10 protein-coding genes and 2 tRNA genes are annotated in these 11,239 nt (G+C 46.2%); 9 read left to right on the top strand and 3 right to left on the bottom strand.

The window, feature by feature from the left end; translation table 11 throughout:
- Positions 1–194: 194 nt before the first annotated feature.
- Positions 195–2,282 carry a M3 family metallopeptidase gene (locus tag B5J93_RS04705; RefSeq protein ID WP_079325043.1) on the bottom strand — a complete coding sequence of 696 codons (2,088 nt, stop codon included), beginning with the start codon at positions 2,280–2,282 and terminating at the stop codon, positions 195–197.
- Positions 2,283–2,439: 157 nt separating this feature from the next.
- On the opposite strand from B5J93_RS04705, the gene B5J93_RS04700 reads away from it, so the two are divergent.
- The 6 genes from B5J93_RS04700 to lpxC all read left to right on the top strand — a co-directional run bounded on the left by B5J93_RS04700 (position 2,440) and on the right by lpxC (position 7,302).
- On the top strand, positions 2,440–3,201 hold the full coding sequence (locus tag B5J93_RS04700) for an endonuclease/exonuclease/phosphatase family protein (protein ID WP_079325041.1): 762 nt from the start codon (positions 2,440–2,442) through the stop codon (positions 3,199–3,201).
- A gap of 248 nt (positions 3,202–3,449) precedes the next feature.
- The gene (gltX, locus tag B5J93_RS04695; protein WP_079325039.1) at positions 3,450–4,961 is read left to right on the top strand and encodes a glutamate--tRNA ligase; all 1,512 of its coding nucleotides are present in this window, start codon (positions 3,450–3,452) and stop codon (positions 4,959–4,961) included.
- 235 nt (positions 4,962–5,196) lie between these two features.
- A tRNA-Ala gene (locus B5J93_RS04690) sits at positions 5,197–5,272 on the top strand.
- 77 nt (positions 5,273–5,349) lie between these two features.
- A tRNA-Glu gene (locus B5J93_RS04685) sits at positions 5,350–5,425 on the top strand.
- Between the two features lie 62 nt (positions 5,426–5,487).
- Positions 5,488–6,186 (top strand): metal-dependent hydrolase, encoded by a 699-nt coding sequence (locus B5J93_RS04680; RefSeq protein WP_079325037.1) that lies wholly within the window; start codon positions 5,488–5,490, stop codon positions 6,184–6,186.
- Between the two features lie 114 nt (positions 6,187–6,300).
- Positions 6,301–7,302 carry a UDP-3-O-acyl-N-acetylglucosamine deacetylase gene (lpxC, locus tag B5J93_RS04675; RefSeq protein ID WP_115237321.1) on the top strand — a complete coding sequence of 334 codons (1,002 nt, stop codon included), beginning with the start codon at positions 6,301–6,303 and terminating at the stop codon, positions 7,300–7,302.
- A 198-nt stretch (positions 7,303–7,500) separates the two neighbouring features.
- On the opposite strand, the gene B5J93_RS04670 is transcribed toward lpxC, so the two are convergent.
- Entirely contained in the window at positions 7,501–8,067 is a 567-nt protein-coding gene (locus B5J93_RS04670; RefSeq protein WP_143823492.1) for a hypothetical protein, read from the bottom strand.
- A 173-nt stretch (positions 8,068–8,240) separates the two neighbouring features.
- Here B5J93_RS04670 and B5J93_RS04665 point away from each other — a divergent pair, with 173 nt between their 5' ends.
- A complete protein-coding gene (locus B5J93_RS04665) occupies positions 8,241–8,945 on the top strand; it encodes a CHAP domain-containing protein (protein ID WP_079325033.1) in 705 nt (234 codons plus the stop codon).
- Positions 8,946–9,056: 111 nt separating this feature from the next.
- On the opposite strand, the gene ribF is transcribed toward B5J93_RS04665, so the two are convergent.
- A complete protein-coding gene (ribF, locus tag B5J93_RS04660; protein ID WP_228144870.1) occupies positions 9,057–10,073 on the bottom strand; it encodes a riboflavin biosynthesis protein RibF in 1,017 nt (338 codons plus the stop codon).
- Positions 10,074–10,133: 60 nt separating this feature from the next.
- On the opposite strand from ribF, the gene B5J93_RS04655 reads away from it, so the two are divergent.
- Both B5J93_RS04655 and B5J93_RS04650 read left to right on the top strand, forming a co-directional pair.
- Positions 10,134–10,496, top strand: coding sequence for a VanZ family protein (locus tag B5J93_RS04655; RefSeq protein WP_079325031.1), 363 nt, complete (start codon positions 10,134–10,136; stop codon positions 10,494–10,496).
- A gap of 50 nt (positions 10,497–10,546) precedes the next feature.
- Entirely contained in the window at positions 10,547–11,107 is a 561-nt protein-coding gene (locus B5J93_RS04650; RefSeq protein ID WP_079325029.1) for a hypothetical protein, read from the top strand.
- The last annotated feature ends 132 nt before the right edge of the window (positions 11,108–11,239 follow it).

The raw sequence follows: 11,239 nt of genomic DNA, 5'->3' as shown, positions 1-11,239 counted from the left end.
GTTCGGTTGGTATAGATGATTGGAGCAAGCGAATCAATCAGATATGCTTTGTGTATCATCACTTACTGTTACCGACAAAATCATTAATGAGTTATCAATGAATCATAAAATAACCGCATCCATACTGGCGGATGCGGCGAGTCTATGGTTATCGTATGACGGTCTGACACACTACTTGGTTAACCGTGATTTGGCTATTTGACAAACCCACTATGACGCAGTAACGCCCCCATGTCAGCGTCTCGCCCCATAAAGGCGACAAAGCTGTCTTTGGCAGGGCGAGAACCGCCCATTTGTAGGATTTCGCTTTTGAAGGCATTACCAATGGTAGGGTCAAATACGCCATGCGTGGCGGGGTTTTGACTGCTTTCAAATTTGCCAAAAGCGTCCGCCGACAACAGCTCCGCCCATTTATACGAATAATACCCTGACGCATAGCCTCCTGCAAAAATATGGCTAAACGTGTTGGCAAAACGGTTGTTGGTAGGCGGTTTGATGACGGCTATTTCATCACGCACGCCGTCCAGCATCGCCAAAATCTCATCATAGCCCGACAGCTCTTTGCCATGAATGCGTAAATCAAACAGTCCAAACTCTATCTGACGTAAGGTTTGCAGTCCGCTTTGGAAGTTTTTGGCGTTCAGCAGAGCGGTCAATTTATCTTGGGGCAACGGCTCGCCTGTTTCTACATGACGACTGATGAGTGCAATGCCATCTTTGTCAATGGCAAAATTTTCCATAAATTGACTGGGTAACTCCACAGCGTCCCACTCCACGCCACTGATGCCTGCCACGTCCGAGAGTGTGATTTTGGTCAATAAATGGTGCAAGCCATGCCCAAACTCATGAAACAGCGTGGTAACTTCATCAAAGGTCAAAAGGCTTGGCAAATCGCCCACCGCAGGCGAGAAGTTACCCACGATAAAGCCGACAGGAAGCTGTTCAATCTGGCTATCCTTATGCTTCTCTTGAAAGCCAGAGAGCCACGCCCCGCCACGCTTGCCTGTGCGAGCAAATAGGTCAAGATACAGCCCGCCCATCAAGCCGTTTTTGTCATGCAATTCAAAAAACTGCACGTCCGTATGCCAACGTGGCACGTCTGCCGTCCGCTCCTTAAAGGACACGCCAAAGAGTTTGCCGATGATGTCAAACAAACCGCCTAGCACCACAGGGAGCGGAAAATAAGGGCGAATCTCATCGCTGTTTAGGTTGTATTTTTCAAGGCGGATTTTTTCGGCTAGGTATGGCGTATCCCACGGCTCAACCTTATCAAGCCCAAGCGTTTTGCCCAAAATCTCCATGTCCGCCAAATCCGCCTTAGCAAATGGCGTGGCGTGATGAGCGAGCGTTTTTAAAAAGGTTTCAATCTCATCTTTATCATTTGCCATTTTGCTTGCCAAGGATACTTGGGTGTAGTCGTCAAAGCCGAGCAGTTTGGCTTTTTCTTGGCGTAGGCTAAGTATCTCGCTCATGATGTCGCCATTGTCAAATTCGGTGTGTCCGTAGCTAGACATGGCACTGGCACGGGTGTTGTAGGCGTGGTAGAGCGTCTCACGCAAGGCTCTATCATCGGCGTACTGCATGACCGCCAGATACATGGGGATATCAAGCGTGGCGACATAGTCGGTTGCCAGCACGCTATTGGGGTGTTTGGCTTTATAGGTGTCGCCTGCTGATTTTAGTAGGGCAAGACCGCTTGGGGTAATGCCTGACAGTTGGGCTTGGGTCAAGGGCAGGGCGAAGGCTTGGGTTGCGTCTAGGGCGTTGTCCGAGAATTTGGCAGACAGTACCGACAGGCGAGCAGAAATCTCGGCAAAGCGTGCTTTTTTGCCATCATCTAAGGCAACCCCAGACAGCGTAAAGCCTTGCAAGGCAAGCTCTACCGCTCGTGTTAGGGCGTTGTCTGCTCCTAGTTTTTCTAAATTATCATTGACAAGTTTATAAAGCTGATACAGTCCCACCGATTGCCCTGTTTTGGTAGAAAAGGCGGATAAGGCAGGCAGTACGTCATGATGAGCGGTGCGAATCTTTTGGCTAGACACCACGCTGTTTAGGTGGGAGAGTATCCCAAAACTGCGGTTTAGGTTAAGATTTAGGCGGTTAAACTGACCGATGATGTCAAGGGCTGTCGTTGGCTCGTCGGTGCTTGGCAAATTATCCAAAAACTCATCAGCAATTTTTAAATCTTGCTCCACTAAGGCTTTTAGGGTGCTTGCGTCTGTTTTGTCAAAATCCACAAGGCGTAAACGCTCATCTAGGGCTTGTGCGTGAAAATCAATCATGGGTGTGTTCCTAAAAATTTTGGGCTTAGAATTTGGGTTTATAATAAGGATAGCAACGCACTTTTGCAAGGAGTAGCATGGGCGTGGGGTAGGTTGCTTTTGTCATAAAAGCGTGGTATGTTTGTCTTTTATTGTTTGAATTTTTAAAAGCAAAAACATGACTCCCATTCACGTTGTTTCTTATAATATCCATAAAGGTATGTCGCCCTTAAACCGCCTTGTCAAGCTCCAACGCATGGGGCAAGCGTTGGCGGATTTGCCGATTGATGTGTTGTGTCTGCAAGAAGTGCAAGGGCAAAATCTAAAACGAGCCGTCTCTTTTAACGAATACCCCGACCAGTCGCACCATGAGTGGTTTGGCGAATATTTGTCGCTGTCGCACAGCTATGGCGAAAACGTCCGCTATCCGCACGGCAATCACGGCAACGCCACGCTCTCACGCCACCCCCTAGACCCCAAGCATAATGTCAATATCACCGTCTCACGCCTAGAAAAACGGGGCGTTTTGCATAGCGAGATAACCCCTGACGGTTGGGGCGTGCCTGTGGTGGTGCTAAATGCTCATTTAAACCTACTAGAAGCCGACCGCACCAAGCAATACAAGGCAATCAGCGACTATATCAACAGCGAGATTGATAAGGACAAACCGCTCATTTTGGCGGGGGATTTTAATGATTGGGCGAAAAAATCGGGGCGGTTTATGGCGGATTTGGGACTGTCCGAAGTCTTTGATACCAAGCACGGTAAGCACCCTGCGACTTTTCCTGCCAAGTTTCCTATGATCAGCCTTGACCGCATTTATGTACGGCATTTGACCGTCCTATCCGCCCAAGTCTATGGCGGTGTGCCGTGGTCTGATTTGTCCGACCATTTGCCGATAGGGGCGAGATTGATGCTTGATAAGACTAGGGCGTGTTGAACCTTTATAACACTATTTACAATATAGAAATATTTTAGAAATAAAGGTACGTTTTTGCATGAAAAATGGCTAAATCTGGTTTTTCATCGTCAAAAACTTGCCTGATAGAATGGCTATCAGTCTGCATTTTTTCCTTGAAAAACGGGCGATGTCCCCTATTTTTCATTGCAAATACAAAAGTTCAACACGCCCTGCTGAAAACTAAGCCAAATTTTGGTATCATATCCCAAATTTTTCTGAGAAATCCCATGACAAATCCTACCAAACCCATTCGCACCCGTATCGCCCCCTCCCCAACTGGCTTTCCACACGTTGGCACGGCTTATATTGCCTTGTTTAATATGGTTTTTGCCAAATCGCAAGGGGGCGAGTTTATCCTACGTATCGAAGACACCGACCAAGTCCGCAGTACCGCCCAGTCCGAACAGATGATTTTAAACGCCCTTCGTTGGACGGGGCTGTCGTGGAGTGAAGGCCCTGACGTGGGCGGACAGTTCGCCCCGTATCGCCAGTCCGAGCGTTCTGAAATTTACCAAAAATACGCCAATGAGCTATTGGATAAAGGTCATGCCTTTCGCTGTTTTTGCACGACAGATGAGCTAGATCAAATGCGTAAAGAGCAAGAAGCCCAAGGCTTGACTGTGCGTTATGACGGGCGTTATGCCAATCTTAGCCGTGAAGAGAGCGATAAACTTGCCGAAAGTGGCAAGCCCTTTGTCATTCGTATGCGTGTGCCGACAGAGGGCGAGTGCGTGATTCATGACATGCTTCGTGGCGAGATTAGCATTCCGTGGGAAACGGTGGATATGCAGGTTCTACTAAAAACAGACGGCTTACCGACTTATCATCTTGCCAATGTCGTGGACGACCATTTAATGCAAATTTCCCATGTCATTCGTGGCGAAGAGTGGATTAACTCCGCCCCCAAGCACAAACTTTTGTATGAGTATTTTGGTTGGGAAATGCCTGTATTGTGCCACATGCCCCTACTGCGTAACCCCGACAAATCCAAACTCTCAAAACGCAAAAACCCCACATCAATCACCTATTATAAGGACGCAGGCGTACTGCCCGAAGCCTTGATTAACTATTTGGGGCGTATGGGGTATAGCTTGCCAAATGAAGCCGAGAAATTTAGCCTAGATGAGATGATTGAGAGCTTTGATATTAAGCGTGTGTCGCTTGGCGGCCCTGTGTTTGACATTGAAAAACTCTACTGGCTCAATGGCGAATACCTGCGTGCGATGAGTGCGGACGAGTTAAAGGCGAAGATTTTGGCGTGGGCAAGCGATGATGATAAGCTCACTGCCATTGCCAAAGCCATTCAGCCCCGTATCAATACTTTGAGTGATGCGGTAAATTGGGCAGGCTTTTATTTTCAAAACTTGCCAAATGTTACCCTAGACGATTTTGCCCATAAAACGCTGGATAATGATAAATTACTTGAAATTCTCTATCTTGCCACATGGCAACTAGAAGCCTTGCCCGAGTGGAGCGAAAATAACATTTATCAAACCCTAAAAGGCTTGGCAGGGCATTTTGAGATTAAATTAAAAGACTTTATGCAACCGTTTTTTGTGGCGATTGCAGGTAGCACGAGCTCCACGCCTGTCATGAACTCCATGTATGTCATTGGTGCGGACATGACCTTATCACGCCTACGCCATGCCTGTGAAGTTTTGGGCGGACTTGGCAAAAAGAAACTCAAAAAATTGGAAGAGACAAATAAGGCTTTGCCGAATTTTTTAAATCAAGAATAATATAGGGCGTGCCTGCCCTTTATAGCACAATTTAAATTTTAAAAATTTGTGAAAATAAAAGAATGTTTTTGTATGAAAAATAGCTAAATCTTGTTTTTTATTGCAAATACAAAAGGCAGACACACCCTAAGTAAAAACCGATAATTTTCAATAAGTTATCGGTTTTTTTAAAATTTTTTAAAAAAATATTTGACAAAGCACAGGCTCTTTTATATAATACGCCCACCTTAACAAAGGGGCTATAGCTCAGTTGGTAGAGCACTTGCATGGCATGCAAGGGGTCAGCGGTTCGACTCCGCTTAGCTCCACCACTTCTTTTTAGAAGTAGAAAACACAAGCACCTAGGCACGCTCTTTGAGCAATCTTGTGTTGGTTCGTTAAGTTTTACGCTCCATTCGTCTAGAGGCCTAGGACACCGCCCTTTCACGGCGGTAACAGGGGTTCGAATCCCCTATGGAGTGCCAAATTCTAAATCCCCAAGTTACGGCTTGGGGATTTGTTGTTATGTCGGTAGGTTTCTCGCTTTATGGCAAATTTCACCACGCATTTGACCGTTGCTGCCATTGCCAGTACTGCCCTTGCCACGTTTGGCTTTGTGGGTGGGTTATTTGGCTTTGGCACGGCGGTTTTTTGTTTGGCGATAGGGGTTATTGGTGGGCTGTTGCCTGATATTGACCTTGAAACATCCATTCCTGCCAAGCGATTTTTTACGCTCATGTCGTTATTTGTCGCCACGCTCACCGCCATTTTGTACACCGCCTATCAGACCACAGGCACACAGCTGGTGGAGCAGGCACTCATGGTGTGGGGTGGGGCGTTCGTGGTTGTGCGTTATGGCGTGATAGGGCTGTTTAGTCATCTCACCGTTCATCGGGGCATGGTGCATTCGGTGCCATACATGGCGATGTGTGGACTGTTTGCCATCTATGGGGCGTTTTATGGCTTTGGCATGACCGCCAAAGTCAGCTGGCTGTTTGGGGGATTTTTGTTCATCGGGTCGTTGGTGCATTTGGTGCTAGATGAGATATACAGCGTCAATGTACTGGGGCTTAAACTCAAAAAATCATCAGGCACGGCATTAAAGTTTTTTGAACGTAAAAAATCCCTGCGATATGTCATGCTCTACATCATCGTGCTCGCTTTGTTTTTATACGCCCCTGATTATCAGCCTGCCCTAAATGGCATTCATGCATTGGTACAAAAATTTGCCACTGGCACCATTTAGCACGCTTTTATTAATTTTACCAATCATTGTCATTACATCCCACTCATGTCCGCCATGATGACAAACCTGTCATCAGATGATAAAATGTGTGATATCCAGACAGATGAGTTTATCATGAATAATAATACCGACATTAACTATTATCCTGCACGCACCCTAGTCACACCCATCACTGCCACTGGCATAGGGCTACACAGTGGCAAGGAAGTCACGCTCACCTTGCGAGACGCTCCCATCGGCACGGGTATTGTGTTCGTACGCACTGACCTTGATAACGCCCACATTCCCATGAGTGCTACGCTTATCCAAGATACAATGATGTCGTCTAACTTAGTGGCGGGCGATGCACGAGTTGGTACGGTAGAGCATTTGCTCTCAGCGGTGTCAGCGTGCGGTTTGGATAACCTATATATCGAAGTCAATACCCCTGAGATTCCGATTATGGACGGCTCGGCAGCACCGTTTTTGTTTTTGATTGACGAAGCAGGCGTGGCAGAACAGCCCGCTCCCAAAGCCTTTTTAAAAATCAAAAAAACCGTGCGTGTGACTGATGAAGACAAATGGGCGGAGCTTGCTCCTTATGATGATGGTTTTTTGATGCATTTTGAGATTGATTTTAATCATGCCGCCATCAAAGCAACCGAGCAGACCACGTCGCTTGATTTTAGTACCGCCAATTTCGCCCGTGAAGTGGGGCAGGCTCGCACGTTCGGCTTTTTAAAAGACTTAGAGATGCTCAAAAAGCACAACCTTGCCTTAGGTGGTAGTATGGATAATGCCGTGGTGCTGGATGAGACATCGGTGGTCAATGGCGAGTTACGTTATCCTAACGAATTTGTCCGCCATAAAATGCTAGATGCGGTGGGCGATTTGTTCGTCATTGGGCATAACATCATCGGTAAATTTAACGCCTATAAATCAGGTCATGCCCTAAATAACGCACTCATTCGAGCGGTATTGGCAGATGACAGTGCCTATGAAATTGTAACAAATTATGACAAAAACAGCTGTCCGATAGCCTTCATTCCGCCCAAAAATCCCCTAAAAATGAAGGATTTTAAGTCAAAAAATTTGGGCGATTTAAATTTCGGCAAACTGACTGAAAAATTAGTGTAATAAAGCTAAAAATTAATCAAAATGGCGTGTAACAAAGTAAAAGCGAGCTGACAGTAGCTCGCTTTTGTGTTTGTGGGGGTTTTGGGGGATTTGTGCAGGGTTTTTATGAGAGTTTTATGGAAATTTCGTGAAAATGGGCGAATTTCTTTACATAAGATTACAAAAAGACCGTAAAAGACCCAAATTTAAGAATAATTATCATTCTTTGGTGGCGGCGGTTTGAATGAGCTTGATAAAGGACGCCTGTAAACTTGGATTTTTGATGACAAGTTTGGCAGTCTGTGTTATAGTTCGCACCGTGTTTTCGCTTAATGGTTTTTCTAAGGTGGTTGGAGCGGTAATTTGACCGCTGACACGCTGATGAATTTTGTGATTGACAATGACCCCCATTTTTGAAAACTGCCCAAATGCTGGATGTTCATGCAGTGCCGACAGACATTCTTGATGTAGATAACGTACATGATTGGCGGATGTGATGGTTGGTAGTGCTAAGGTGATTTTATCATCATGAGCATACGCCACTTGTACCTGACTACTAAGTTCGCCCAACACACCTGACAGCAGGGGGGCGGACAGATGGGTCAAGTGAGTAAAGTAGGCAAGTCGTCTGCTTAGGTCTTTGGGAAGTTTCGCCCCTGCCGCCGCTTGTTTTTCGGTGCGATTGGCAAGGTGGTTTGGAAAATGGGTTTTTAGATATAAGTCATCACTCATCATAATACCTTTTAAAAACTGACGGACATGGTGTCCAAGAGCTAAGTTTATCACGCCACCCGCTCAATGCCAATGCCTTATTGAGCCAAAAAGTACGTTCGGATGCGTATGGCATAAACCCAAGCTTTAACAAAACTAACCCATCTGACATCACTCATGTAAACAGGGGACGACTAACCCGCAGACAAACGCTGTGTCGTCGTGCATGATGGATGCGAGGCAATCTTATGAAAAAACTCTTTTGGTTAATGTCGGCAATTACCTTGACGACAGTCAGTGCAAATGCAGAAAGTGGCAGAATTACCATCTCATCTGCCGATGGCGAGCGTCAAGTAAACATCATCGCACCACCCATGCCTACCCAAACGCTAAGCAATGCTGAGCTTGACAGTGCCATCAATGAGCTGATGGGGGCGTCACAAGGTAATTCTCGTCTGACCCAAGGGTTTAGTACCAACACCCAAACACTCACTAACTTTTCAGCAAGCAATAATACAGGCAGTACAGTCGCCGCTCTAAATGGCTCTGCCCCTGCCACAGCTGCCCGTCTGGCTGCCCGTGCCGCTCACGGCAAGAGCGTGGGTCGCTGTGCCATGTATGTGCGTAAGGCACTACAATCAGCCGGTTATAGCTTTACCCCACAGCCATCAGCCTATCAGTACGCCAATGGCACGCTTGCCAGTGCAGGTTTTACCCGTATTAGTAATGACAACTACGTACCACAGATTGGCGATGTGGCAGTCTTTAATCGTACCAGTAAAAATCCGCACGGTCATATCCAAATCTATGATGGTAGCCAGTGGGTATCAGATTTTCGTCAGCCTAATTTTACCCCGTATCGTAACCACAACGGATACAGCGTATGGCGTGATACTCGTTACCTAGATGCTACGGCAAATACAGGTACGATGCTTGCGATGAACGAGCAGTAATTTGATAAAGACAAAGGGCGATTATTCGCTCTTTTTTGTTGAGTGTTTGTTTTAAAAGCAGGCGTGCCACGCACAAAAAAGGGCGTATTTGGTACACCCTAGATGTCATGGTTATAAAGGCTTGTGCCACGCCACAAGCTCATCCACGTCCCTTTTTATGCCGTCTTTTAACTGTGCCAGACTCTCATAATGACGCTCGCCATGCAAGTATTTTTTAAAAATCACACTCAACGTCATGCCGTACAAATCGCCTGTAAACTCTGGCAAATGCACTTCTAGGCGATAATCCGTGCCGTTTACGCTTGGGCGTTTGCCGACATTGACCGCCCCAAATAGGCTGCTTGCGGTTTGTCCTTTGATACCGCCCCCTAAGGCATATAAATCAACTGCCACACCGTCCCTAACTGCTAAAATATCCGCCCCAAAAATCCCCTGTATGGCAGGTTTTAGCCTATCTAAGGCAACGTTGGCAGTGGGAAAATCAAGCGTTCGTCCGATTTTGTCGCCATGTGCCACTTGCCCTGTCATGGTATAGTCTCGCCCAAGCATGATTTTGGCGGTGTCCAAATCGCCCTGTGCCAACGCACCACGCACCGCCGTGGAGCTAACTCGTACCTTATCATGGGCGATAGTGGCAAGGCTATCCACGCTAAACCCTAGCCCCTGCAAAAACGCCTTATCGCCTGTGCGGTCATGTCCAAAACGAAAATCATCGCCCAGCACCAGATGCTCTGCCCCCAAAGTGGTCAAAAGCGTGGCAAAAGCGTGGGCGGATAGGTGGCGAAAATCGTCATTGAAATTTGCCTTGATGACAAAATCCACGCCATGACCGCCCAGCAAGGCGACTTTCTCGGCAAAGTTTGTCAAGCGGGCAGGGGGGCTTTGTGGGCTAAAAAATTCCCTAGGCTGTGGCTCAAACACCATGACGGCAGTGGCAAGTGATTGCTTGGTGGCGTCTTTGATTAGGGCGTTAAGCATTGCCTGATGTCCCAAATGCACCCCGTCAAAGTTGCCAATGGTCAAGGCGTGTGGGGGCAGGGCGGTGGGGGCATGTGGGTCTAAGTTGATGATTTGCATGAAAATGAAAAATGGACGGACAAAGGGCATATTATAGGCGAAATTCATCATTTTTTCATAAAAAATTACCATAAAATTTGTTATGATGACCGCTTTGTGTGGTGATGATTGATGATGATAAAATTTTCTGTCAAATGGCTGTGGTTTGCCATATTGGTGTGGTTTGGGCTGTCCTGCTATGGACTTTTTTTGCGTGTGCCAAGCGGTCAAGTGCCGAGCGTGAGCCATTTGGATAAAGTGGCTCATTTTGCGATGTTTTTTGGGCAGTTTTATCTGCTATCGCTGTTATTTAACATCAATACCAAAACCAAAGCACTCTGTCTATGGGTGGTGGCTTTGGGCTGGGCGGTGGCAAGCGAGCTGATACAGGGTTATTTTACCACACGCACCATGGATGTATGGGACGGCGTGGCGGACATGGTGGGGGCGAGTTTGGCGGTGGGGTGGGGGTATTTACAGCAAAGACAGTGCTGATGAGCTTGGGGTTGTGATAAAATGGGGGTTGCCCCTACGAGACTGATGATATGAAAATTCGTGATTTTGTATTCTTATTTTTAATATGCTGTGCTATATGGGTTATACCCTACTGTGTTTGGCATGGTCGTGGACTGCCACCTGAAAAAGACTTGCATTATGTAACAGGTAAGGTTAGGCTGGTTACTGTTGCTAAAGATGGCAAAAATAGAGACATTAAACACATGAGTATTGTCAATCCCCAAACCAAAGAAAAACAGATGATTGCTTGTGGTAACATAGTTATTCCTAAAAAAGACATGTTTAGCAATTGTTTCTTAACAGATGACCATCTAAGCCAAACACTTACCATTGGTTATTATTACCAACCCTCAGTACTTGGTATTACCAATGAAATCCCCCAAATGGCAACCATTCATATCAATAAACCTAATGGTGAGATGATAGCTGTTGATAGCTATGCCTCTACAAAAGATAAAATAGTATCCGCCAATCGGTTTTTTTTGATTTTAGGTCTGGCTACTATAATTTTATTAATATGGTCTCATATGAGAGATGTTAAAAAAGAGCTAAAAAAGAAGGAGCAAGAAAATGATGGCAAACTTGACTAGGGTGTGCCTACCTTTTGTATTTGTTATGAAAAATGCCTGTTCAAAAAAGCAGGGGAGTCGCCCGTTTTTCAAGGAAAAATGCAGTATGGCAGGGTGCGTAATACGCACCTTCTAAGTGGATAAGTGGAAAAT

The organism is Moraxella equi, from assembly GCF_002027555.1.
GTDB lineage: Bacteria > Pseudomonadota > Gammaproteobacteria > Pseudomonadales > Moraxellaceae > Moraxella > Moraxella equi.
Note: the sequence above shows the minus strand (reverse complement) of the source record. Positions and strands in the feature narration are given on the sequence as shown.